The organism is Demetria terragena DSM 11295 (assembly GCF_000376825.1).
GTDB classification, from domain to species: Bacteria; Actinomycetota; Actinomycetes; order Actinomycetales; family Dermatophilaceae; genus Demetria; species Demetria terragena.
In genome coordinates, this window is sequence record NZ_AQXW01000004.1 from 2,368,163 (window position 1) to 2,391,843 (window position 23,681).

The following is a 23,681-nucleotide window of genomic DNA, read 5'->3' on the forward strand; positions in this document are numbered from 1 at the left end:
TCAGGGATCGAGAGCGCGGCGTCGCTCGAGCAGAACGGTGTCGCGCCATACTCCGTCGAGTTGGGCGATGCGGCTGCGCACGGCGATCGTCTGAAAACCGGCCGCGTGGTGCAGGGCGATGCTGGCCCGGTTTTCTGGAAAGGTCGAGGCCTGAAGCGTCCACAGTCCTCGGGCGTCGGCCTCGGTGACCTGGCGGTGCAGCAAGGACTTGCCGACTCCACGCCCACGTGCGGACTCGGCTACGTAGACCGATGTCTCACCGACCCCGGCGTAGCAGGCGCGGCTCGAAACCGACGCGATAGCAGCCCAGCCGACCACGGTGCCATCGAACTCGGCGACCCACCGATGATCGTTCAGCCATTTGTCTTCGAGGTCGGAGACCGCAGGGACTTCGGTCTCGAACGTGGCGTTGCGGGTGGTGATGCCCTCGGCGTAGATGTCGCGTACCTTCCTGAGGTCCTTCTTGAGCATCGCTCGCGTGGTCACATCGGCTGGCAGGTCAGTTGGGCAGCAAGGCAATTCCGCCATCGTTCCCATGACGACGTCGGCCGCGTGCGGCAGGCCGGTGCAGCAGGATGGGTTCACCGACACCACGCTGGAGGTGCCGACTTTGTCGACCATGACGAAGCCGACCTCGGCCAGTTTGCGGACGTGGTGGGAGCAGGTGGACTGGCTGATCCCGACCTGAACAGCGAGGTCTCCGACTCGCAGCGCACCAGCCGGACTGGTTGCCACGGTGTGCAGCAGTCGCACGCGCGTGGCGTCGGCCAGGGTGCCGAACCACTCGGCGTACTTCTCGGCAGACTCCACATCAAGGGCGGTTCTGGTGGGCTCGGTGGTAGTCACGGGACGTGACAATACATCGACGTCGATCGATTGACTCCATCGACAGTTGTCGATATGTTCCGCTTCATCGAGCCGTCTCGATTAAAGGAGTCAGTCATGGAGGCCTTGCCTCTGGTAGTGATCGGAGCCGGTCCGTCCGGTCTTGCCGCGGCCGCCAATGCGCAGCAGCGTGGTCTGCCGACAGTTCTGTTGGAGGCAGGTCACCAAGCGAGCACCTGGGTGCGGGAGTGGGGTCACATCCGACTGTTTTCGCCGTGGTCTGAGCTGGTCGCCGCTGCCGCGGGGAAGGTCCTCGCCGAGGCCGGTTGGACGGCCCCCGAGTCGTCGTCCTACCCCACGGGTCAGGACTGGGCGGACAAATACCTACAGCCGCTAGCCGACGCGCTTGACGCCACCGATGAGGTCACCGTGCGGTATGATGCACGCGTCGTCGGTGTCACTCGTCGAGGCCGAGACCTGACCGTCGACTCCGGTCGAGACGCCGAGCCGTTCATGGTTCAGGTCCAGACGGCTACGGGCATCGAGCGAGTCACCGCGCGGTTCGTGATTGACGCATCCGGCACCTGGGGCGGGCCGAATCCCCTTGGTGGTGACGGCCTTCCGACGATCGGCGAACCTGCTGCCGCGGACCGGATCACCTACCGGGTCCCGAACCTGCGCGATGCGCAGATCCGCGCCCGGTACGCCGGGCGGCACGTGGTCGTGGCCGGCACCGGCGCCTCGTCACAGAATGCTCTCGTTGAGCTCGCGGACCTCGCCAAGGAGCAGCCTGGCACGCGGGTGAGTTGGTTGGTGCGACGCTCCTCTGCGAGTGGCGCGTTCGGCGGTGGCGACAACGACCAGCTCGTCGCGCGCGGCGCACTAGGCGCCAGAGCACGCGAGGCGGTCGAGTCGGGAGCGATCACTGCAGTCACCGGGTTCCGCACGTCAGACGTGACGACCGCGGGCGACAAGACCGTGACCCTGGTCGCGTTCGACGGACGGGAGGTCGCCGGTGTCGACGAAGTCATCGCGGTGACCGGGTTCCGACCCGACCTGAGCATGTTGTCCGAGGTGCGCCTCGATCTCGACCCAGTCCTGCAGGTGCCGACTGCACTCGCACCGCTGATTGACCCGAACGTGCATTCCTGCGGCACTGTCTATCCGCACGGTGCCAAGGAACTCGCCCAGCCCGAGGTCGGGTTCTACCTCGCGGGCATGAAGTCCTACGGGCGAGCATCTTCATTCCTCGCCCTGACCGGGTATGAGCAGGTCCGTAGCGTCGTCGCGGCGATCGACGGCGACAGCGCGGCGGCCGAGCGGGTCGACTTGAACCTGCCGGATTCCGGGGTGTGTGGCGGTTCCGGCCTGTTCGACGAGGAGGACAAGGCACCCCAGGGCGGTGGCGGCTGTTGCGGCTCATGACCAACGCGACTGCCCTCGTGCTGCTCAGCGGATTGGCGGTGGCGGGTCTGTTGAGAGGCCAGGGATGAACGAACCGACCTTCTCCAGTGCGCCCTTGACGGGTCGGTAATAGACCCAGGTCCCGCGTCGTTCGCTCTCCACCAGCCCAGCCTCGCGCAGCTTTTTCAGGTGGTGCGACACGGTCGGTTGCGACACCCCGACGTCCGGGAAGTCGCAGACGCAGACTTCGTCGGGTGAGGTCGCCAGGCGCACAAAAAACCGCAAGCGCACCGGGTCGGCCAGCGCCTTCAGGAGTCGGGCCAGGTCCTCCGCCTCGGCTGCCGCCAGATCGCGGCCTGGAGTCCGTACACAGGTCTCGTCGACCAACTCCAGCACAGCCCGCTCATCTGTTGTCGCCACCATCCAGCAATATTGACAACTGTCGATTCAAGGCGCAAGTATTGGGCTGCATCGACGTTCATCAATTCAGGAGGTTCATGGTGGCGGCCGCGCCCAGCGACACCGAGGCCATCCCGCACAAACTGTCGACGCTGGACCGGTTCTTGCCGGTATGGATCGGCGTGGCGATGCTTGCGGGGGTGCTTCTCGGACGGCTGGTGCCGGGCCTGGGTGGCGCGCTGAGTGCGGTCGAGGTCGAGGGTGTATCGCTGCCGATCGCCATTGGACTGCTCATCATGATGTACCCGGTGCTGGCCAAGGTTCGGTATGACCGCCTCGACACCGTCATGGGCGACCGGCGCCTGTTGGTGACCTCACTCGTGCTGAATTGGGTCCTGGGGCCTGCGCTGATGTTCGCCCTGGCATGGATCTTCCTGCCCGACCTGCCCGAATATCGCACGGGTCTGATCATCGTCGGCCTGGCCCGGTGTATAGCGATGGTGATCATCTGGAACGACCTCGCGTGCGGTGACAGGGAGGCCGCCGCGGTGCTGGTGGCGGTCAACTCGGTGTTCCAGGTCCTCATGTTCGCCGTGCTGGGCTGGTTCTACCTGTCGGTCCTGCCGGGCTGGCTCGGACTGGAGCAGACCGACCTCAACGTCTCGGCTTGGAAGATTGCCGGATCGGTTCTGGTCTTCCTCGGCGTCCCGCTGCTCGCCGGCTACCTGTCCCGACGCCTCGGGGAGCGAGCCAAGGGGCGAGATTGGTACGAGTCGGTCTTCCTGCCCCGCATCGGACCGTGGGCGCTCTACGGGCTGCTGTTCACCATCGTCATCCTGTTCGCGCTGCAGGGCGAACAGATCACCAGCCAGCCCGGCGACGTCGCCCGGATCGCGCTGCCGCTGTTGGCCTACTTCGCGCTCATGTGGGGTGGTGGGTATGCCCTCGGCAAGGCGAGCGGTATGTCGTACGAACGCACCACGACGCTGGCGTTCACGGCTGCCGGCAACAACTTCGAGCTCGCTATCGCGGTCGCCATCGCCACCTTCGGAGCCACCTCAGGCCAGGCTCTCGCCGGAGTGGTCGGCCCGCTCATCGAGGTCCCCGTCTTGGTCGGGCTGGTGTATGTCTCGCTCGCCCTGCGCAACCGCTTCCCTCATGAACCGCCCCCCAGGTTGCCAAACCGCTGAACCGCCTGAGCCGCAGGAGAAACCCGCATGGTTGATAAGCCCTCCGTCTTGTTCGTATGCGTCCACAACGCTGGCCGCTCACAGATGGCTGCCGGTTTCCTGCAGCACTTGTCTGGCGGCGCCGTCGAGGTCCGCTCCGCCGGATCGGAGCCGGCCGACCAGGTCAATCCGGCCGCCGTCGGGGCCATGGCCGAGGTCGGCATCGACATCACGTCCGAGACGCCCAAGATCCTCACCCCCGAAGCGGTGCAGGTCAGCAATGTCGTCATCACCATGGGGTGCGGCGACACCTGCCCGTTCTACTCAGGCAAGCGATACGAGGACTGGGTCCTGGAAGACCCCGCGGGCAAAGGGGTGGAGTCCGTGCGACCGATCCGCGATGAGATCCGTGGTCGCGTCGTCGCGCTGCTGGAGTCGCTTGGTGTCTCGGAGTCGGATGTAGGTTCGCGGCGAATGTGCCCGTGACGCGTGCCCCTGACCTGCGTTTTGACCGTTGGGTGTCGGTGGATCGTTGCCACTATCTTGTCGAGATCCTCAGGCCGGCCCGGGTTTGGTCGTTGAGGTTTGGGTCAGTGGTAGTCGTGGACTACGGCGTGGCCGGTTCCGCGGCTGATCATCCACTTGTTGACGGGGACGGTGACGATGAAGGCGACGGCGAGGGCGAAGGCCAGCGCGCCCCAGAAGGTCGGGCTGGCCAGCCCGGCTTCCATCGCGCCGGGCACGGCAAGCATCACGCCGTTGTCGACGATCTCCATGACCGCGATCGAGACTGTGTCGGCGATGAGGGCGATCTTGACGGCTTGGCGGAACGGCACGCCCGCGCGGAGGACGCCGCGCATGGTCAGGGCGTAGCCGAAGAAGAACGCCAGGACCACGGCGAGGGCGATTGTTGCCAGGTTGGACCAGCCGAGCGCGGTGCCGATGACCATCCCGAGGATCTCGCCGATGGCGCAGCCGGTGAGGCAGTGGAGTGTCGCCGAGGCCGCGGTCCGCCAGGAGGACGTGTCGTGCTGTCCGTGGTGATGGGCGTTCTGGTGCTGGTGGTCGTGTTCTGTGCTCATGGGATCCTCCGACTTCGATACCCCTCTGGGGTATACGGCTACGACCAGTGAACCGTGCGAACTGTCTCCTTGTTCCATGCGCTGATGGAGATTCGATGGAGGTTCGTCACCGGTTGGCGAGAGTGGCGCACTCCTTGGCCGGTGCGCGCGCACCGGTGGATGAGACTGGTCGACATGGATGACACAGGTAGCGCGGCTGCCAGAGTCCTGGTGATCGAGGACGAACGGGCGCTGGCCGGGATGGTCGGCAACTACCTCGATCGTGCCGGGTATGCGGTCCGAGTGCTTCATGACGGCCTGGAGGCGGTCGCGACGGCCCGGGAGTGGGCTCCGGACGTGCTGGTGCTCGATCTCGGATTGCCGGGTCTCGACGGGGTGGAGGTGTGTCGACAGGTTCGTACGTTCTCTGACTGTCTGGTGCTGATGGTGACGGCGCGGGATGAGGAGACAGATACCTTGATCGGGCTGTCTGTCGGCGCGGACGACTATCTGACCAAGCCGTTTCGGATCCGTGAACTGGTGGCGCGGGTCGGGGTGCTGCTGCGTCGTCCTCGTACGGCTTTGGGCGAGCTGTCGGCGCCCGTTCGGCGCCTGGGTGACCTGGAGCTCGACCCCCAAGCGCGGACTGTGACGGTTGCGGCGCGACCGGTGCACCTCACGCGTATCGAGTTCGACCTGTTGGCGACCCTGCTAGGTCAGCCAAGGCGCGCGTTCGCGCGGCGGGCGCTCATCGACAACGTGTGGGGAGTGGACTGGGTGGGGGATGAGCACTTGGTGGACACCCACATCAAGCACCTCCGTCGGAAGCTGAGTGACGATCCCGCTCGGCCGCGCTATGTGTCGACGGTGCGCGGAATCGGCTACCGCGCCGGTGATGGGTCGTGACGTCCAGGCGCCGGGCCCGGCTGGTAACCGGCCTGATGCTCGCTCAGGGAGCCGTCCTGGCTGTCGCGGTCCTCGTGGCGGTGGTCGTGGCTGCCGCGGTCGGCCCGCCGCTCTTCCACGAGCACATGATCCGTGCGGGGGCGGACTCCAGCTCGGACACTCTCGCTCATGTCGAGGAAGCGTTCCGCTCCGCGGGGTTGATCACTCTGGCCGCCGCGTTCGGGGTCGCGCTGCTCATCGCAGCGGCTGTGACCTTTGTGCTGGGGCGGCGACTCACCCGGCCGCTGGATGCGCTTGCGCGGGCGGCAGATCAGGTCGCCGCTGGTCGGCACGATGTCCAGGTGCGCCCCGTGAGGGCGCCGGTCGAGCTGGCGACCGTCACCGACGCGTTCAACCAGATGGCGCGCGATCTGGACCAGACCGAGCAGGTTCGCGCGAGGCTGTTGTCCGACCTGACCCATGAGGTGCGCACTCCGCTGACCACGCTGACGACTTACCTTGATGCCCTCGATGACGGCGTCGCTGAGCCCTCACCCCAGACTCTGTCGGTGCTACGGGAGCAGGTCGACCGCCTCACCCGGCTCGCCCAGGACATGGGAGCAGTGTCGCGCGCCGAGGAGGCGGCAGTGGCGCTGCGCGCAGAACCGGTCAGCGTGCAGGACCTGGTCGCGTCGGTCGTGGCCCCGCTGCGTCCGCGTCTGCCCGGGAGCCTGGTTCTCGAGGTCGACATCCCAGACGCGGCCGCTGTGCGCGGAGACCGCGCGCGGCTCCAGCAGGTCCTCACCAACCTGCTCGACAACGCGTGCCGACACACTCCTTCGGGTCGCGTGTCGGTGGTCGCCGTCGTCCAGGAGCGGTCCGTCGAGATCCGGGTGGCCGACACCGGCGACGGCGTACCGGCCGAGGCCCTACCCCACCTTTTCGAACGGTTCTACCGCGCCGACACCGCGCGCGACCGCGACCATGGCGGTTCCGGTCTGGGTCTGGCGATCTGCCGCGCTGTGGTGCACGCGCACGACGGCACGGTCACCGCGTCCAGTGCGGGACCGGGGCAGGGCGCCACGTTCACCGTTACTCTGCCCAAGGCGTCCTGAGGCGCGTCGATCATGCTGTGGGCGGGCAAGCATCCCTTTGAGCGTTCGTACCACCGAGACGGCGGCTCGCTTGGCCGGCAGTCGGCCGGAGCGAACTCGGCCGCGGCAGCGTGCAGCGCGTAGTGCACGGCGCTGACCCGAGCTAACTCCATCGAAACTCCACCGAATGCCCATCCATGACGTCGCGTTGGCTCGGCAGGATCGGAGCCTCACCCCCCACGATGCCCGCCCTGATCGGAGCCTGCCCATGAACCGTCGTCGCGCCGCTTTCGTCGCAGCCTCAGCCCTTGTATCGGGCATATCGCTCGCTGGGTGCGGAGCCGATAGCGACAGCGGATCGGGTGGCCACGGCGGCCACACCCCGACCTCGACCGCGAGCAGCAGCCCTTCAGGGACGCGATCAGCCGGTGCTGCGCGGCAGGGCGACATCGCGTTCGCGCAGGGCATGATCCCCCACCACAAGCAGGCGGTCGAGATGGCTGACATCGCGCTGAAGAAGCCATCAGCCTCGGCCGACGTCCGCAAGCTCGCGACCGCGATCCGCCGAGCCCAAGACCCGGAGATCAAGACGATGACGCGCTGGCTCACCTCCTGGGGCGCACCGACCGCGATGCCCTCCAGCGGTGGCCACGCCGGCCACGACATGGGCGGCATGATGACTCCCGCAGAAATGGCGTCCTTGAAGAAGGCGAACGGGCGAGGGTTCGACCGGCAGTGGATGACGCTGATGATCAAGCACCACCAGGGCGCGGTGAAGATGGCCACCGACGTCAAGAAGACCACCCGCAACCCGGACGTGCGGACCCTGGCGAACGCGATCATCAAGGGCCAGACCGCCGAGATCACCACCATGCGCCGCCTGCTCGACAACGCCTCCTGATCGGCGGTCCTGGTGAGGGTGACACGTCGACAGCTAGTTACTGCCACCGGCGCGGGTGTGCTCGGCAGCGTCAGCGCCGCGTGCCAGGTTGACAGCACCCCGCCCAGTCCGGCAGCGACCAGGAGTGCGGAGAGGTTGCGTGACCTCGTGATCACTCACGTGCACGCTGTCGCCACCGATCCAGGGACCGGTGTCCTGTTGGCCGCCACGCACGAGGGGCTCATTCGGCTCGACCAGCGCCCGCGGCGAATCGGCCCCGTCGTCGACCTCATGGGCTTCACCATCCGCGCCGACGGCACCTACCTCGCCTCCGGACACCCCGGACTCGGGACAGACCTGCCGAACCCGGTCGGGCTGCTCACCAGCCGCGACAGGGGGCGCACCTGGCAACCTCGTTCCCGCGCAGGCGAGTCCGACTTCCACGCCCTCGCCGCGACCAAGACCGCGGTCATCGCATATGACGGCACGCTGCGGGTCTCGACCGACCTGACCAGCTGGACGCAGCGCGCCATCCCGGCCCCGCCACGCACCCTGAGCGCCTCGACCACTGGAACCGTGCTGGCCACCACATCGCTAGGGCTGCTCGCCACGAGCAACGACGCCCGGACCTGGGCCAGGATCACCACCCCGCTCTTACCGCTTGTCGCCGCGTGGGCGAGCCCGCGAGTCATCGTGGCCGCCAGCACCACCGGCAGGCTCATGCTCAGCCGCGATGCCGGCCGCACCTGGACCACCGGCACCACCCCCGTCGGGCAGGTCGACGCGATCAGCGGCACCATGACCGGCGATCGCATCGAGATCGTCTACGCCAGCGAGACACTGATCCGTCGCAGCCGGAGCGTGGACACGGCAGGTGCGCTCATCCCGACGGCGGAATGAGAGGCCCGCATGCACGGTCAACCGCCGAACAGTGCACCCGTCGGACAACAAGGCGGCGGAAGGACACGCCGTGGCCACGAAAGTGGCGAGAGGACACGTTAGATGGCAACCCACATGCGGGGCTGAGCTGTAGGAAGTCAGCGGAACTGACGGTCGGGCAGCGCTGTGACCAGTAGGTTGACAGGCTGGTGTCGACGTCGCTTTGCCACGATCTTGTCGAAATCCTCGGCGGTGCCTGGCTGGTCTGGCAAGGTGTGCGCGAGCACCGCGGCTGGATCTGGATCGGGGCCGGGGTCGCCGCGCTGGGCGCGTACGGTCTGGTCGCCACCTTGCAGCCCGACGCGAACTTCGGGCGGATCCTCGCCGCGTATGGCGATGTCTTCGTCGCCGGGTCTCTGGCCTGGGGCATGGTTGCCGATGGTTACCGCCCTGACCGGTGGGGCATTGCCGGCGCGCTGGTGTGCCTGGTCGGTGTCGTGCTGATCATGTACGCACCCCGCGCCGGGTGACCGGCACGGCAACGGTGTCGGCGCGGTCGGCTTCCCTCGCCCGCGAGCCTCGCATGTCAGCATGCTGCTATCATCGCAATATGACGATGAAAGCGCGTGATGTGGATCAGTTGGTGGGGGTTGAGGTGTCGGCGCTGGTGCCGGCGGCGTGCATGTTCAAGAGCCTGGGGGACCCGACCCGGTTGGCGATCGTGCAGCATCTGGCGCTGGGTGAACATCAGGTGCATGAGCTGACCGCGCATCTGGGGTTGGCACAGTCGACGGTCTCGCGCCATCTGGCGTGTCTGCGTGACTGCGATCTGGTCGAGTCCCGGCCGGTGGGTCGCTCGTCGGTGTACTCCCTCAAGCATCCCGAGCTACTGGGGTTGCTGGCCGAGGCCGAGGCGCTGCTCGCGGCGACCGGTGAAGCGGTGCGGCTGTGCCCGACCTTCGGCGGGGGTGAGCACGCGTGATGCGCCGGGCGCCCGAGGCGCGGCGTGCGGTAGCGCGCGGTGCCTGGCCGGCGGTCCCGGTTGGGCGCGAGGTTTTCGGAGTGGGGGTAGCGCGATGAGTGACGCGTGTGGGTGTAGTGCACCGCCGGTTGACGGTGAGGAGGCGCCGGAGCGCTTGTGGCAGGTCCGCGAGCTTCAGTTTGCGTTGGTGTCTGGGGTGCTGCTGCTGGCTGCCGTGATCGGTGGGTGGGTCGGCCTGTCACGCCAGGTGACGGTGGGTCTTGAGGTCGTGGCGTTGCTGGTCGGCGCGTACACCTTCGTGCCGTCGACTCTCCGCCAGCTGGTCAGGGGCAAGATCGGGGTCGGCACGCTGATGACGGTCGCCGCGGTCGGCGCGGTGATCCTCGGCGAGGTCGGGGAGGCCGCGATGCTTGCCTTCCTGTTCTCGGTGAGTGAGGGGTTGGAGGAGTACTCATTGGCCCGGACTCGCAGAGGGCTTCGTGCGCTGTTGGCGTTGGTGCCTGACACGGCGACGGTCGTGCGGGATGGGGTGGAGTCGGTCGTGGCACCGGCTGACCTTCAAGTGGGCGATCTTATCGTGGTCAAGCCGGGCGAGCGGGTCGCGACCGATGGAGTCATTCAGCAAGGTCGCACCGCGCTGGACGTGTCCGCCATCACTGGTGAGTCGGTCCCGGTCGAAGCGGGTGCGGGCGATGTGGTGTTCGCCGGTGCGATCAACGGTACCGGTGTGCTGCAGGTGCAGGTCACGACCACGGCCGCGGACAACTCGCTGGCGCGGATCGTCAGGATTGTCGAGGCCGAGCAGTCCCGCAAGGGCGCGAGCCAGCGGCTGGCCGACCGGATCGCGAAACCGCTGGTTCCGGCGGTGATGGTTGCCGCGGCGGTGATCGCCGTGGTGGGAAGCCTGCTTGGCGACCCGGCGACCTGGATCGAGCGGGCGCTGGTGGTGCTGGTGGCTGCGTCGCCGTGCGCCCTGGCGATCTCTGTTCCGGTGACGGTCGTGGCCGCGGTCGGTGCCGCGAGCCGGTTGGGTGTCCTGGTGAAAGGTGGCGCGGCGCTTGAGGTCCTCGGGAAGGTCAACGCGGTAGCGCTGGACAAGACCGGGACGTTGACCGCCAACCGCCCGCGGGTGATCGATGTGGCCGCGGTTGAGGGCGTGACCCCTCAGCGGGTGCTGCAGCTGGCCGCAGCGCTGGAGGCGCGCAGCGAGCACCCACTCGCCCAGGCGATTCTCGCGGCCGTCGACCACGCCGAGCCGGCCGCCGATGTCGAGGCGGTGACCGGGGCTGGCCTGACCGGCCACTATGACGGGCAGGTGCTGCGCCTGGGCCGCCCGGGGTGGGTGGAGGCCGGGCCACTGGCCAGCGATGTGGAACGCATGCAGCAGGCCGGGGCGACGGCGGTACTGGTCGAGGTCGATGGGCAAACCGTGGGCGCAGTCGCCGTGCGTGATGAGCTGCGCCCGGAGGCGCGCGAGGTCGTCGAAGACCTGCGCGGCAGCGGCTACCAGGTGGCGATGCTGACCGGTGACAACCACACGACGGCGGCGGCTCTCGCGGCAGAGGTCGGCATCACCGACGTACACGCAGAGCTGCGTCCCGAGGACAAGGCTGGGCTGATCCGGCAGCTTCGGGAGCACCGGTGCGCGGCCATGGTGGGTGACGGCGTGAACGACGCGCCCGCGTTGGCGACTGCCGACCTGGGCATCGCGATGGGCGCGATGGGCACCGATGTCGCGATCGAGACCGCCGACGTCGCGCTGATGGGTGAGGACCTGCGGCACCTGCCACAGGCGTTCAAGCACGCGCGCCGTGCCCGCCGGATCATGCTGCAGAACGTGGGCCTGTCACTCGCGCTGATCGCGGTTCTGATCCCGCTGGCACTGCTGGGTGTGCTCGGGCTGGCCGCGGTCGTCCTGGTCCACGAGCTGGCCGAAGTCGTCGTCATCGCCAATGGTGTTCGCGCCGGGCGCGTACGAGCCCTGACGGCCGCGCCATCTGGTGACCGGGCGACCTCCGCCGCTTTGACCGCCTCGGGCGCGGCGCCCTCGTGACGGCAGCGCACCAGAGCCGGCCGCCCGTGACGCGCACCCGGTCGGTGATGGCTGTCACGGTGCTGTTCCTGGTCGCGGCCGCCCTGGCCCTGGGGGAGCTGGCCAAGCGCGAGCTGTCGGGCTCCGCGGTCGACCTTGGCGTGATCGAGCTGCGCCTGGGGTTCAACCCCGGGGTGGCGTTCGGCCTCGGCGGCGCCCTGCCCGGCGGGGTGGTGCTGGCCATCACCGCAGCACTCATCGCGGGGCTGGCCGGGGTGGCGTGGAGGGCTGCGTCAGCTCCCTCGCCAGTCACCCGGATCGGTCTGGTCGCGCTCCTGGGCGGTGCCCTCGCCAACCTGATCGACCGGGCCGCCGACGGTGTGGTGACGGACTACCTGCACACCGGTTGGTTCCCGACGTTCAACCTTCCCGACGTGCTGATCTGCTGCGGCGCGGCCGCCGTGGCGATCGCCGCGGCCAGGGACCAGCCCGTGCAGCAGACGCCGTGAGCCGGGGCGTGATGGCCGGCGGACCGGCCCGGCGCACCGTCCTGGGCCTGGCCGCCGCCGCACTGGCCGGCGGTACCGCAGGGTGCGGCAACGAGTCCTCGGCGATCCGGAAGCAGGCACGCGAGGGTGAGGAGAAGGGCTACATCGCCGGCGACGGACAGATCGAGATCCTTGCCCCAGCCCGGCGCGCTGGCCCGGTCACCCTGACCGGCACCACCCTGAACGGGACCCCGTGGGCGTTGTCCTCCCAGCGGGGCCGAGTCGTTCTGCTGAACGTGTGGGGCTCATGGTGCCCGCCGTGCCAGACCGAGCTGCCCCACCTGCAGGACGCGTGGGCCAAGTACCAGGCCGCCGGAAAGCCCGTGCGGTTCATCGGACTCCTGCAAAAGGACTCGGTCGCCTCGGCCCGCTCAACCCTCGCCAAGTTCAAGATCACCTACCCCTCGCTGCGCGACGACGGCGGCAGGTCCCTGCTGAACCTCCAAGGAAAGGTCGTGACCGTGCCGACCACCCTCGTGTTCGACCGCGACGGCAGGATCGCAGCCCGGGTGTCCGGCGGCTCCACCGCCGCCACCTTCCGCGGCCTCGTCGACCAGATCCTCGCCGAAAGGCCGCCACGTGCTCGCTGATCCCGCTGACCTGGTCGCCACCGGCGCGTTGCCCCTGGCCGTCCTTCTCGCGTTCACCGCCGGAGTGGTCTCGTGCGCGTCCCCATGCGTGCTGCCGCTGGTACCGGGGTTCCTCGGCTACGTGTCCGGGCTGGCCGGGCAGGCACAGCGCGCGCGGATCGTCTGGGGAGCACTACTGTTCGTGCTCGGCTTCTCGCTGGTCTTCGTCAGCCTCTCCGTCGCACTCAACACCGTCGTACAGCTCGTCAACGGGCACCGCACCACACTCATGCGTACCGGCGGGGTCATCCTCATCCTGCTGGCGGCCGTCTACCTCGGGTTCCTCCGCCAGCGAGGCCTCAACGTCCGCTGGCGGCCAGCCACCGGCCTGCTCGGCGCACCCGTGCTCGGTGTCATCTTCGGGATCAGCATGAGCCCATGCGTCGGGCCGGTCTACGCAGCGATCCAGGTCGCGGCATCACCACTCAACGGGGACGGCACCCCGCTCGCGCGCGGAGTGCTCCTGGCCATCGGGTACAGCCTCGGCATGGGACTACCGTTCCTGCTCATCGCCGCCGGATGGGCCCGAGCCGAACGCGCATCCCGATGGCTACGACAGCACCACCGCCCGATCCAGATCTTCGGCGCGACCGTGATGCTGACCATCGGACTGCTCATGGTGACCGGGCTCTGGCAGCACGCCATGCTCTGGATCCAGGCGAACCTGGTCTCCACCTTCACCCCAGCCCTGTGAACACCCGCCCTCACGAGGAGGCCACCGTGCGAACCCGACTACACGTCCTGCCCACCGACCCGACCAGCCCCAACTCACCGACAGATCCGACCGGCGACACCGGGTCACCCCCTGCGGGGCTGACGCGGCGCGGCCTGGTGACCGCGGCCGTCGCGGTCGGTGCACCATTGGTCGCGGGATGCGGTTCCGCCGACAAGCCCGGCCCGTCGGGTTCGACCGCGCGTGCCGAGCGGGAGCGGACACCACTGACCCACCCGAGCGGGCTTACCTACGGGCGGTGGCTGCGGCCCAGCAGCCACCTGCTGGACGCGGCCGGGACCAAGGCCGTCCTGGTGGAGTTCCTCGACTTCGAGTGCGAGGCCTGCGGCGGGATCTTCCCCGTGATGGAACAGCTGCGGCGCGAGCTGCGCGGCGACCTGACGTACGCCATCCGCTACTTCCCGCTCGCCGGGCACCGCAACTCCCAGCCCGCCGCGCGGGCCGCCGAGGCCGCCGCGCGGCAAGGACGTCTGGAGCCTATGTACCAGCAGCTGTTCCGAAACCAGCAGGAATGGGCCGAGCAGCAGGGACCGGTCGATGCGGTCCTACGGAAGCTGGCCACGGCCGCCGGGGTGGACATGAAGCGTTGGGAACGAGACCGCGCCTCCACCGGCGTCGCCCGCCGGGTCGCGCTGGACGCCGCGGACGCTGCCGCGCTGAAGCTGCAAGGCACGCCCAGCTTCTTCCTCAACGGCAAACCGTTCAAGCCCAAGAGCCCCGACGACATCCGGCGCGCCGTCCGCAAGGCCGCGGGGTGAGTACCCCGCCCGGGACCGGGCTCACCCGGCGGCGGTCGTGGGTGCTCACCCTGGCCGGCCTGGTCGGGCTCACCGCCTCCGCGGTCCTGGCGGTCGAGAAGTACCAGCTGCTGAAGAACCCGTTCTACGTCCCCAGCTGCAGCGTGAACGAGACCCTCAACTGCACCCAGATCATGCAGTCCGACCAGGCCGCGCTGTTCGGGTTCCCCAACCCCTACCTGGGCCTGGTGGGATTCACCGTCGTCGTCACCATCGGGGCCGCGGCCCTGGCCGGTGCCCGCTTCGCACCCTGGTTCTGGCGGGGGTTGAGCGCCGGGATCGCGATGGCGTTGCTGCTCGTGCTGTGGTTGGCCTACCAGAGCATCGCCGTGATCGGAGCACTGTGCCCCTACTGCATGCTCGTCTGGGCCGCCGTCGCGAGCCTGGTCGTCACCGTCTGGCCGACCATGAGAGTGCGCGCGGACGACACCTGAACCGCCGTCAGCCCACGCGCTGCACGGCCGCAGGTCGCGCTGCGAGCCGACGGGGAACTAGGCCGAGAGCTCTTGGCGACCAGCGCGGCAGGCACGGGCTCAGTACCTTGCCCCAGACCCGACATCTGATTCGTCTCAGGCAAGGGTCGGCGCGTGCGTGTGATGCGTCATGGCCGGACTTGTGCGGCCATCATCGCGAGGCGCTGGGCGAGTAGCGGGTCACGAAACGTGCCGCGTGTGGCGGTTGCGGGGGCGCCGACCGACTGCCACGTCACCGGGGTGATCCGCCAGCTCGAACGCGCGGTCACACAACCCCGGGCCGTGTGTCGCAACGCCGCGGCGACGAAGTGCGGCGCGTCGTAGGGGACGGGGTCGAGGCGCGGGCGCAGGACGCTGTCGCGCGCCTGGGTGAGCTGGCGCAGCCAGACGTCCTCATGGCGATGGAATGCCAGACCGAGGCGGCGGTCGTAATAGGTGCGGAACCACACCGCGGCTTCCTCGTCGGTGAGGTCGTCCTCGCACGCCAGCAGCACGGCCGTCAGCGCGTCCAGCCGCTGGCTCGCGGCGACATCGATAGCCGGTGGGGTGCCCCACCGCGGGTGAGTGGTGTGCCTGCGGACCGGGTCGTGGGTGCTTCAAGGCGGGATCCAGGTGAGGGGGCCGTCGTCGTCGACGGCGAGGGTGTGCTCGATCAGCCAGCGGATGTGCTGGAGGGTGTCGATGTCCGTGTCGCCCATCGTCAGCGCTCGGGTTTTCACGCCTGTGCGCAGCGGCTTCGGGGCTAGCTGCAGGTCTCCGTTGGTGTACACGCGCCAGAACAGCTGTGCCCATTGGCGCAGCGTCCGCGTCGGCTCCTGGTCGGCCGGTCCGGTGAGGGCGCGCGGTATCAGTCGCAGCAGGAGGTCAGGGTCGGCGCAGACCAGGCGTCGCTGCTGGTAGTCGATCGGGGGCGGGTCGGCTTCGAGCCGGGTGGCGAGGTCGTCCAGTGCCGTGAGCAGCTGCGGCCACTGGTTGGTGCGTCGAAGCCGCGTGAGACGTGCTGGAGGTCGGCTGCGAAACGTGAACGGCAGTCCGAGAGCGACGGCGATGTGCTGCCAGGTCCGCACGGTCCCGATCCGGGCCAGCAGCATCGCGTTGACCGCGGCCGCGTCGCGACCCTCGCTGAGGTGATCCGGGACCGCGCCGGCCCACAGCCGTTGCGGAATCGCGGACAACGGCAGCTCCCCGTCACGGGCGGTCAGCGGGTGCGCGGGGTCGCGCTGCGCGGTGTGCGGGTACCGAGGACGGGCGTTCGCGGTACGGAAGGTCAGCTGCAGGGTGGGCGACATCGTGGGGCCTGTGGTCGAGAGCACGACGTACGCCAGCAGCGGGTTGTGCTCGTGGTGCCGCAGGTTGCGGACCACGTACTGCGGGGCATGCCGCCCGCCGGGAGTGATCAGCTCGGCGAGCTTGGGCGCCGCGACCGAGACATCACCCTCGAGCAGGAGCGTCAGCCGTGGAAGGACCAACCGCAGCTGCTCGATGGGGTCGGGCTTCAACGAGAACGGCTTGGCACCATCGGTGCTGCTGGCGTCCAACAACTCCAGGACCGCGAAGAACGCGTCCCGGTAGGTGAATTCTTGCCCGAGGAACCGGTGGCGCTCGGCCGGCCGGGTGTGGCCGATCACCGCGATGTCGTAGAGAAGGCTTTGGACTCGGACCAACCGGTCCACGCGTGAGGGCTCGACGACCTCCGCCTCGCGCAGGTCCTGCCCGCACCGGGGGATCCTGCGCCGGTGGCCAGCTTGGACGCCGCGCAACGGCCTCGTGCACTCCCACGCGGGCCGGTCGCTGGCCAACCACGCGCCGCTGGTCCAGGGCTGCCAGGCGCACTTGGGGCACAGGCTGTTGAGCGGGATGCCGTGCTCGATGCAGATCATCGACAACGGCTGCTGCCACAGCTGCTTCCAGCCGCCGCCCCGGTCGGCGAGGCAGCGCGGGCAGTACCGCGTCCCGAGCGGCTCGCGCGTCTGGCGCGGGCGGTACCTTTCGAACCAGTCCTCGACCAGCGCCGAGACCGCGATCGCCTCCTGGGCCGGGCGCAGCAACGGCCCGTCGGGCATGCCGAGCGCGTCAAGGAGCCGCTGATGGTGCGGCGCCAGCGCCGCGGCGAAGTTCGCCGGAGTCCAGGAGCTGACCGGCACCTGCATCGAGTCGAACATCGCCCGCACCGACAACCCGTAGCGGTGCGCGAGCCGGACCGCCCAGCTCGTGGCCGGCTCGTCCTCAAGGGGACGGACCGCAACCGGCAACCGGCTGATGTCCCCGCCGGGGATCGCGGACAGACGACGGCGCTGCGCCGACCTCGACGCACCGGCGCTGCTACGCGGTGCGTTCGCCGGCGTCGGCGGCATTGTCGATCGGGACGTCGGTCAGGATCTGCTCGGTCAATCGCTCGGTGCCCGAGGTGATCGCCACGTAACAGGCCCGGTCCAGCAGACCGGTCAGCGACCCGATCCGCCCCTGGGTGCGGCGGTGCAGCAGCTTCGCGTGCTCACTGAGCATGCCCGGGTGGGCCCGGGCCAGCATGAGGTGCTTCTCGAATGCCTCCAACAGCTCGGCCCAGGCACGGAAGCCGTTCGTGGACTTGATCGTGAACGGGACCACCGGGCAGCGCGTCGCGCGGCGACCCGTCTGCGCCAGCGCGGCGTCCGTGCCATCCATGCCCTCGTCGAAGAAGCTCCGCTCAAGCAACCCGACACCGACGTAGACGAACGTGACCGGCATCTCGTTGGCAAGCCACTTCAGGTGATTGCTGACCTCGGTGCCGTCACGATGGCGAAAGTTCACGAAGTGCAGGTCGTCCACGATGATCAGTCGGGTCTCGCAGCTGAGGACGCAATCCACCGCCAGCGAGCCGAGCTCGGCCCGCGTGGACTTGGATGCGGCGGGGTGCCCGTAGAACTCCAGCAACTTCTTGTTCAGGCTCTTCAGCGTCATGCCCGCGGACAGTGGCACGAATGCCACTGGGAGGCGCTGATGGCCTTCGTCGGTCTCCAGCCCGTACCGGCGCAACTCGCGCCGCTGGAAGTCGCGCCCGTACCGGGGCGCTGCGGTCGTCTTGCCCAAGCCCGGGTGGGCGTCCACCACGACCATGCCACGCAGGCTGGAGGCGTCACGACGCCCAGACGCCATGACTTGATCGATGACCCGGTACGTCGCCTCCAGCTGCTGGGTGCGCACCGTCGGAAGGTTCGCGTTCCACACCATCCGCGCCTCGTTGTAGTCCTCCAGCTCTTCCTGGGACAGGGCGTCCATCGCCGTCCGCGACAGCACCTCGAAGCGAGGCCGGGGCGCGGTCTGCACAAACCGGGCCCAGCCCTGCTTGCGGGACAGGCTGTACGCCTTGGGCGCGTGTGCGCCCAGCCAGGTAGCCCAGGGATTGCTAATCGTCGAACACCTCCAACCCGCCGTCGGGGTGTTCGGCGTAGTACGCGTCGAACACATCGTCCGGGTCGCCCGTCAACGCCGGGCCCGCGCGCCGAGCCCGGTGCTGCAGCAGGTCGATCACACCGACATCGGACGCGGCGTCGCGCGGTTCCTCGCCTTCCTCAAGGTCGCGATGTGCTCGCTGCGCGCTCAACCGCACCGCCAGATTCCGGTCGCGCCGGTTGGTGACCTGCTGCTTGGACCAGTCGCTCAACAGCTGCGCCACCGCATCTGAGGGGTCGACGAACCGCTTCTCCTCAACACTCAACCGGCGCGTGTACGCGGCCGCGTCCTCGGAGAAGGGCGCATCCAGGCCGGTCGCGTGCTCCCACTCCAATCGGTGCCAGACCCCCTCATCCGGATCCTTGAAGTACACCCAGCGGACGTCGTCGGCATCGACCATGAACGGCCACTTGCCACCATGCGCCCCACCGAACGACGAGCGGCGTCCGCGGTACCGATTCAGCCCAGCCCCGTTGTACCGCTTCCCGCGGATCTCGATCCCGTAGTGCTGGATGGTGCGCCACTCCACCTGCAGCAGCTCACGCACCAGGTCCTCACCCACAGGCAGCTGGTGACACCCCGCCTGCGCCACGCCACGAGCAAACATCTCCGCCGGGCTCAACGGCACCTGAGGGAGTCGCGCGTCGACCAGGCCCGCGTGCGGAGTGTGGTGGTAGATCCCGACCCACTCCCGCAGGATCTGCTCCAGCTCGGACACGTACAAGAACGCCTGGCCCTCGACGTCCTTGCCGCGGGAGAACACGTCCGGGCCCTTGTACGCAGGAAGCCGGGCGAGCAGCTGCTGCCGAAGCGTCTTGAAGAACCTCTCCACCGTGGGCTTGTCCGTCGGCTTGCCCGGGATCGCCGGCTGGATGCTGATCCCGAACCGGCGGCAGATCGACGCGACATGCTCGGACAGATACACCTTGCCGTGGTCGACGACGATCGAGTCAGGGACCATCGGCGGCTGGTCATCCGCACTGGCGCCCGAGCCCCAACGTTGCGGTGTCATGGTCTGGTACAGCACGCCCGCGACGTCGCTCGACCTCGCCGCCACAGGCCGCAGCGACAGCCCGGTGATGCGCCGGTTCTGCAGGTCCATCGCCACCGTCAGATCGAGATTGACCCACCGCAACGTGATCGGCTCCATCGCGAAAACATCCAGCCGAGTGCTGTCCATGACCAAGAACTCGCCCGGCCGATCCGCCTGCAGCCGCCCAAACACTCCCTGCGGCCGCTGCGCGACCGACCGACGCTGCTTGGCGGCGCCAAAGGTGTACCGCCCCTTGTCCAGCTCATTGACGCGCCGACGCGCGGTCCGCTCCGAGGGCAGCACACCATCGGGGACCTCCTCCAGGAACACCTGGTTGGTCCTGGCGATCACCGCACCTCGCGTCGGGTTCGACGCGTCCGTGTACTCCGTAAGCACCTGCCGGCACACCTCGTCCCAGCGAGGATCGACAGCACGTCTCCCGGGCTGCAACATCCGGGAGTCGATCAACCCAGCCGGCCCCTCACGCTCATAGCGTGAAAGGCGTCGCTCCAGGGTGCGGACAGAGACGCCGAGCTCAGATGCCTTGACCCTCAGGCGGTCGCTCAGCGCGACATCAGGATCGGGCTCCATCAGCTCGACCATCACCGCGACGTCCTGCTCCAGCCGTGCCCGCGCACGAGGGGTCAACGAGGCCAACCGCACACTCGTCAGTACGTCGCCCGTCTCGTCCGAGGCGCTCTGCTGCGCATCCGGACTGGCTGCTGTGTGCAACGAGTCGATCGACACCACACACACCTGGTCGCCCCGCCGCAGCCGCGCCGACGGACCCGTCAACGCTTCGAGGTCCCAGCTCGCGCCGTCCCACCACACCGCGTCGCCAACGCGCAGCCGGACCTTCTCAGACACCCGACACCTCACAGCGCGCGGCGTCCCGCACCACCGAGCCGCTGGACAGCGGCACAGTCATGTCGATCACCCAGTCCCTATGCCAGATCATCGCCAGCGCGGCCAGCCGTACCGCCTTGGCATCGTGGCCCAAGGCGAGCACCTCAGCCTCGACCTCGCCCAATACGCGCCCGGCCGCTCGCACCGTCATGGCCGCGGCGAGCGTTGCCTCTGGCACGAACTCGCGCCGCCGACCAGCACCCACGTACCGGACATTCCGCAGCACCGTGGGGTCGACACCAGACCACACCTCGTAACGCCAGCCCCGCGCCGCGCACAGTCGACCCGTCCACGCGAACACCTCGGCGACCTCGGGCTTGTCCAGGAGGTCCGCCGGCTTCACATCGACGACCACGACCTCCTGCTCGGCCCCGGCAAAAAAGAAATCAGGGGCGTGCCGTCGGATCTCACGGCCATCGCGCCCGGTCAACCAGAACGGCTGACTCACAATCCCGTGCACCCACGGATCGAAGTCGGCCATCCACAGCCGGTCACGCTCCAACAGGCTCTCGTACCCAACATGCGAGCCAGTCGTCGAGGACCAATGCCAACCGCAGTAGTTTCGCTGCCCCACCCGCGACCGAAGGCCCCGCGCCGGCGCGGCGGTCAGCAGAGGCTCAACGCCGACCTCGCCCAGCGTGGTCGACACCCACTCGCCCGACGCGTCAGCGAACCGCAACCCCACGTCGAGCAAGTCCGCCGCGCTCACACCCTGAGCATGCCCTCAGACGACAACTTAGTGGCCAACCGACACGCAACCGACAAGTTATTGGCCAACCGACAAGTTATTTGGCCACCTACATCGGACCAGGCTCGGTGAGCGCGGCGGGTTGGGAACAATTCCGCACTCCGTGTAGTTGAGTCTGGTAAGCGCAACTTAACCGAGTCTTGGTTTGACAAGTACCGCCGAGACAGAGTTGAGTCTGATGCAGTCAATCTGACCCAGAGCAACAAGGAGATCCATTCATGGGACGTGCGGTAGGCATCGATCTCGGCACCACGAACTCAGCTGTCGCTTTCCTCGACGGCGACGACTCGGAAATCATCGCGAACGCCGAGGGCGGGCGTACGACGCCTTCGGTCGTCGCGTTCTCCAAGACGGGCGATGTGCTGGTCGGCGAGTTGGCTAAGCGCCAGGCCGTCACCAACGTCGACCGGACGATCCGCTCAGTCAAGCGCCACATCGGCACCGACTGGAGCCAAGAGATCGACGATCGCAAATACACCGCGCAGGAGATCAGCGCGCGCACCCTTCAGAAGCTCAAGCGCGACGCCGAGTCCTTCCTGGGCGAGGACGTCACCGACGCCGTCATCACGGTGCCGGCCTACTTCGACGACGCCGAGCGCCAGGCCACCAAGGAGGCCGGAGAAATCGCGGGCCTCAACGTGCTGCGCATCATCAACGAGCCGACGGCGGCGGCGCTCGCATACGGCCTCGACAAGGGCAAGGAAGACGAGCTCATCCTGGTCTTCGACCTCGGTGGCGGCACGTTTGACGTCTCCCTGCTCGAGGTTGGCAAGGACGCCGACGACGGCTTCGCGACCATTCAGGTTCGCGCCACCAGCGGTGACAACAAGCTCGGCGGTGACGACTGGGACCACGCGATCGTGGAGCACCTGCTCACAACCGTGAAGAACACCTCCGGTGTGGACTTGTCCAAGGACAAGATCGCGATGCAGCGTCTGCAGGACGCGGCGGAGCAGGCCAAGAAGGAACTCTCCTCCTCGACCTCGGCGAATGTGTCGATGCAGTACCTGTCGATGGGCGAGAACGGCCCGATCCACCTGGACGAGACCATCACCCGCGCACAGTTCGAGAAGCTCACCGCGAGCCTGCTCGAGCGCACCAAGAAGCCCTTTGAGAACGTCATCAAGGACGCCGGGGTCAAGGTCGGCGACATCGACCACATCGTGCTGGTTGGTGGCTCGACCCGGATGCCCGCCGTGACGGCGGTCGTCAAGGAACTGACCGGTGGCAAGGAGCCCAACAAGGGCGTTAACCCCGACGAGGTCGTCGCGGTCGGCGCGGCGCTGCAGGCTGGCGTGCTCAAGGGCGAAAAGAAGGACGTCCTGCTCATCGATGTCACCCCGCTGTCGCTGGGTATCGAGACCAAGGGCGGCATCTTCACCAAGCTCATCGAGCGCAACACCGCGATCCCGACCAAGCGCTCGGAGGTCTTCTCCACGGCTGAGGACAACCAGCCGTCGGTCGACATCCAGGTCTTCCAGGGTGAGCGCGACATCGCCAAGATGAACAAGTTGCTCGGCGACTTCGAACTCTCCGGCATCGCCCCGGCACCCCGCGGCGTACCGCAGATTGAAGTCACCTTCGACATCGACGCCAACGGCATCGTGCACGTTTCGGCCAAGGACCGCGGCACCAACAAGGAAGCCTCGATCCAGATCACTGGCGGCTCGGCTCTGCCCAAGGAAGACATCGAGCGCATGGTGAAGGAGGCCGAGGAGCACGCGGCTGAGGACAAGAAGCGCCGTGAGGAGACCGAGGGCCGCAACACCGCGGAGCAGCTGGTCTACTCGACCGAGAAGTTCCTTGGCGACAGTGGCGACAAGGTGCCGGGCGAGAACAAGACCGAGGTTGAGGCCGCACTGACCGACCTCAAGGACGCGCTCAAGGACGAGGCCACTCCGGCCGCGGACATCGAGACCAAGTCCAAGACCCTGTCTGATGCTTCGCAGAAGATGGGTGCTGCGGTCTATGCCCAGGCCGAGAACGCCGATGCTACGCCAGGCGCCGATCAGGCGGGCGAGACTGGCTCGGAGTCGACCGATGACGATGTCGTCGACGCCGAAGTGGTCGACGAGAGCGACGAGGACTCCAAGGGGACCAAGTGACAGACGTCAACCCCACCCCTGCCGGCTCGCAGGAGCCGGCAGGGGAGGAGCCCACGATCATCCGTGACCGACGTCGGATCGACCCGGAGACCGGGGAGGTGCGTACGCCGTCGGCAAGTAGCGAAGCGACCGAGGCGACCTCCGAACCCAAGCTCGAGACCGAGACGGACGACGTCGCCGCTGACCCGGGCTTGCCCGAAGGTGAAACCGAAGCGGAGGGCCCGCTCGCCGCTGAGTTGCAAGATGAGCTTTTGCGCGAGAAGGCCGCGCGGCACAACGAGCGCGAGCGTTTCAAACGTGAACGGTCCAAGGACCGTGAGGCGAGCATCGGGTCGGTCGTTGAGTCGTTGCTCCCTGTCCTGGACGACGTGCACTACGCACGTGAGCACGGCGAGTTGGCGGGCACCCCTTTCGAGAAGATCGCCGACAAACTAGAGGCGATCCTTGGCCGCTACGGCGTCGAAACGATTGGTGCCGTAGGCGATCCGTTCGACCCCTCGCTGCACGAAGCGCTCATGCACGTGGAAGCCGAGGTGCCCGAGGGCTCCGAAGGCACCACGGTGGTACAGGTCATCCAGCCAGGGTTCAAGATCGGTGACCGGGTTGTCCGCGCGGCCCGCGTCAGCGTCGCTGACCCGGTGTGATCGCTTGACTAGCAACGAGTTCA

The 23,681-nt window shown here is 68.0% G+C and carries 25 protein-coding genes; 17 read left to right on the plus strand and 8 right to left on the minus strand.

The genetic code is table 11. The features are described 5' to 3' along the window. Nucleotides 1-846 (minus strand): helix-turn-helix domain-containing GNAT family N-acetyltransferase, encoded by an 846-nt coding sequence (locus tag F562_RS0115680; RefSeq protein ID WP_018157921.1) that lies wholly within the window; start codon nucleotides 844-846, stop codon nucleotides 1-3. 96 nt (nucleotides 847-942) lie between these two features. Between F562_RS0115680 and F562_RS0115685 the strand changes: the two genes are divergently transcribed. Then, on the plus strand, nucleotides 943-2,250 hold the full coding sequence (locus F562_RS0115685; RefSeq protein ID WP_018157922.1) for an NAD(P)-binding domain-containing protein: 1,308 nt from the start codon (nucleotides 943-945) through the stop codon (nucleotides 2,248-2,250). A gap of 24 nt (nucleotides 2,251-2,274) precedes the next feature. On the opposite strand, the gene F562_RS19575 is transcribed toward F562_RS0115685, so the two are convergent. Then, nucleotides 2,275-2,652, minus strand: coding sequence for an ArsR/SmtB family transcription factor (locus tag F562_RS19575; protein WP_083915579.1), 378 nt, complete (start codon nucleotides 2,650-2,652; stop codon nucleotides 2,275-2,277). A 74-nt stretch (nucleotides 2,653-2,726) separates the two neighbouring features. Between F562_RS19575 and arsB the strand changes: the two genes are divergently transcribed. Together arsB and F562_RS0115700 are read left to right on the plus strand one after the other, a co-directional pair. Next, a complete protein-coding gene (gene arsB / locus F562_RS0115695; protein WP_018157924.1) occupies nucleotides 2,727-3,818 on the plus strand; it encodes an ACR3 family arsenite efflux transporter in 1,092 nt (363 codons plus the stop codon). Between the two features lie 27 nt (nucleotides 3,819-3,845). Then, the gene (locus tag F562_RS0115700; protein ID WP_018157925.1) at nucleotides 3,846-4,283 is read left to right on the plus strand and encodes an arsenate reductase ArsC; all 438 of its coding nucleotides are present in this window, start codon (nucleotides 3,846-3,848) and stop codon (nucleotides 4,281-4,283) included. Nucleotides 4,284-4,387: 104 nt separating this feature from the next. Here F562_RS0115700 and F562_RS0115705 read toward each other — a convergent pair whose 3' ends face one another. Then, nucleotides 4,388-4,879 carry a DUF4396 domain-containing protein gene (locus F562_RS0115705; protein ID WP_018157926.1) on the minus strand — a complete coding sequence of 164 codons (492 nt, stop codon included), beginning with the start codon at nucleotides 4,877-4,879 and terminating at the stop codon, nucleotides 4,388-4,390. 174 nt (nucleotides 4,880-5,053) lie between these two features. Here F562_RS0115705 and F562_RS0115710 point away from each other — a divergent pair, with 174 nt between their 5' ends. From F562_RS0115710 to F562_RS19585, 12 genes are all read left to right on the plus strand, one after another. Beyond that, the gene (locus tag F562_RS0115710; protein WP_018157927.1) at nucleotides 5,054-5,764 is read left to right on the plus strand and encodes a response regulator transcription factor; all 711 of its coding nucleotides are present in this window, start codon (nucleotides 5,054-5,056) and stop codon (nucleotides 5,762-5,764) included. Further along, on the plus strand, nucleotides 5,761-6,858 hold the full coding sequence (locus F562_RS0115715; RefSeq protein WP_026181329.1) for a sensor histidine kinase: 1,098 nt from the start codon (nucleotides 5,761-5,763) through the stop codon (nucleotides 6,856-6,858). Before F562_RS0115710 ends, F562_RS0115715 begins: the two co-directional genes overlap by 4 nt. A gap of 247 nt (nucleotides 6,859-7,105) precedes the next feature. After that, nucleotides 7,106-7,738: a DUF305 domain-containing protein gene (locus F562_RS0115720; protein ID WP_040386096.1), complete on the plus strand. Its 633-nt coding sequence runs from the start codon at nucleotides 7,106-7,108 to the stop codon at nucleotides 7,736-7,738. Nucleotides 7,739-7,885: 147 nt separating this feature from the next. Beyond that, a complete protein-coding gene (locus F562_RS0115725; RefSeq protein ID WP_018157930.1) occupies nucleotides 7,886-8,617 on the plus strand; it encodes a F510_1955 family glycosylhydrolase in 732 nt (243 codons plus the stop codon). Nucleotides 8,618-8,805: 188 nt separating this feature from the next. Beyond that, complete coding sequence (locus tag F562_RS0115730) at nucleotides 8,806-9,126, plus strand: YnfA family protein (protein ID WP_018157931.1); 321 nt, start codon at nucleotides 8,806-8,808, stop codon at nucleotides 9,124-9,126. A gap of 80 nt (nucleotides 9,127-9,206) precedes the next feature. Next, the gene (locus tag F562_RS0115735) at nucleotides 9,207-9,578 is read left to right on the plus strand and encodes an ArsR/SmtB family transcription factor (protein WP_018157932.1); all 372 of its coding nucleotides are present in this window, start codon (nucleotides 9,207-9,209) and stop codon (nucleotides 9,576-9,578) included. Nucleotides 9,579-9,672: 94 nt separating this feature from the next. Beyond that, on the plus strand, nucleotides 9,673-11,631 hold the full coding sequence (locus tag F562_RS0115740; protein WP_018157933.1) for a heavy metal translocating P-type ATPase: 1,959 nt from the start codon (nucleotides 9,673-9,675) through the stop codon (nucleotides 11,629-11,631). A 26-nt stretch (nucleotides 11,632-11,657) separates the two neighbouring features. Next, nucleotides 11,658-12,119 carry a signal peptidase II gene (locus F562_RS0115745; protein ID WP_211206466.1) on the plus strand — a complete coding sequence of 154 codons (462 nt, stop codon included), beginning with the start codon at nucleotides 11,658-11,660 and terminating at the stop codon, nucleotides 12,117-12,119. Further along, a complete protein-coding gene (locus tag F562_RS0115750) occupies nucleotides 12,116-12,748 on the plus strand; it encodes a TlpA family protein disulfide reductase (RefSeq protein ID WP_245553667.1) in 633 nt (210 codons plus the stop codon). The genes F562_RS0115745 and F562_RS0115750 overlap by 4 nt, the downstream gene beginning before the upstream one ends. Next, nucleotides 12,738-13,481 (plus strand): cytochrome c biogenesis CcdA family protein, encoded by a 744-nt coding sequence (locus F562_RS0115755; protein ID WP_018157936.1) that lies wholly within the window; start codon nucleotides 12,738-12,740, stop codon nucleotides 13,479-13,481. Before F562_RS0115750 ends, F562_RS0115755 begins: the two co-directional genes overlap by 11 nt. A 26-nt stretch (nucleotides 13,482-13,507) precedes the next feature. Further along, nucleotides 13,508-14,278, plus strand: coding sequence for a DsbA family protein (locus F562_RS19580; protein WP_018157937.1), 771 nt, complete (start codon nucleotides 13,508-13,510; stop codon nucleotides 14,276-14,278). After that, nucleotides 14,275-14,751, plus strand: a complete 477-nt coding sequence (locus F562_RS19585; RefSeq protein ID WP_018157938.1) for a vitamin K epoxide reductase family protein — start codon at nucleotides 14,275-14,277, stop codon at nucleotides 14,749-14,751. Before F562_RS19580 ends, F562_RS19585 begins: the two co-directional genes overlap by 4 nt. A gap of 167 nt (nucleotides 14,752-14,918) precedes the next feature. Here F562_RS19585 and F562_RS0115770 read toward each other — a convergent pair whose 3' ends face one another. The 5 genes from F562_RS0115770 to F562_RS0115790 all read right to left on the minus strand — a co-directional run bounded on the left by F562_RS0115770 (nucleotide 14,919) and on the right by F562_RS0115790 (nucleotide 20,870). Then, nucleotides 14,919-15,284 carry a hypothetical protein gene (locus F562_RS0115770; protein ID WP_018157939.1) on the minus strand — a complete coding sequence of 122 codons (366 nt, stop codon included), beginning with the start codon at nucleotides 15,282-15,284 and terminating at the stop codon, nucleotides 14,919-14,921. A 102-nt stretch (nucleotides 15,285-15,386) separates the two neighbouring features. Next, nucleotides 15,387-17,144, minus strand: a complete 1,758-nt coding sequence (locus F562_RS19590; RefSeq protein WP_018157940.1) for a TniQ family protein — start codon at nucleotides 17,142-17,144, stop codon at nucleotides 15,387-15,389. Continuing rightward, the gene (locus F562_RS0115780) at nucleotides 17,113-18,096 is read right to left on the minus strand and encodes an AAA family ATPase (protein WP_245553668.1); all 984 of its coding nucleotides are present in this window, start codon (nucleotides 18,094-18,096) and stop codon (nucleotides 17,113-17,115) included. Before F562_RS0115780 ends, F562_RS19590 begins: the two co-directional genes overlap by 32 nt. Nucleotides 18,097-18,175: 79 nt before the next feature. Next, the gene (locus F562_RS0115785; protein WP_018157942.1) at nucleotides 18,176-20,122 is read right to left on the minus strand and encodes a DDE-type integrase/transposase/recombinase; all 1,947 of its coding nucleotides are present in this window, start codon (nucleotides 20,120-20,122) and stop codon (nucleotides 18,176-18,178) included. Continuing rightward, complete coding sequence (locus tag F562_RS0115790) at nucleotides 20,115-20,870, minus strand: TnsA-like heteromeric transposase endonuclease subunit (RefSeq protein ID WP_018157943.1); 756 nt, start codon at nucleotides 20,868-20,870, stop codon at nucleotides 20,115-20,117. Before F562_RS0115790 ends, F562_RS0115785 begins: the two co-directional genes overlap by 8 nt. Nucleotides 20,871-21,127: 257 nt before the next feature. Here F562_RS0115790 and dnaK point away from each other — a divergent pair, with 257 nt between their 5' ends. Next, the gene (dnaK, locus tag F562_RS0115795) at nucleotides 21,128-23,014 is read left to right on the plus strand and encodes a molecular chaperone DnaK (RefSeq protein ID WP_018157944.1); all 1,887 of its coding nucleotides are present in this window, start codon (nucleotides 21,128-21,130) and stop codon (nucleotides 23,012-23,014) included. Continuing rightward, nucleotides 23,011-23,658, plus strand: coding sequence for a nucleotide exchange factor GrpE (locus F562_RS0115800; RefSeq protein WP_018157945.1), 648 nt, complete (start codon nucleotides 23,011-23,013; stop codon nucleotides 23,656-23,658). The genes dnaK and F562_RS0115800 overlap by 4 nt, the downstream gene beginning before the upstream one ends. Nucleotides 23,659-23,681: the final 23 nt, after the last annotated feature.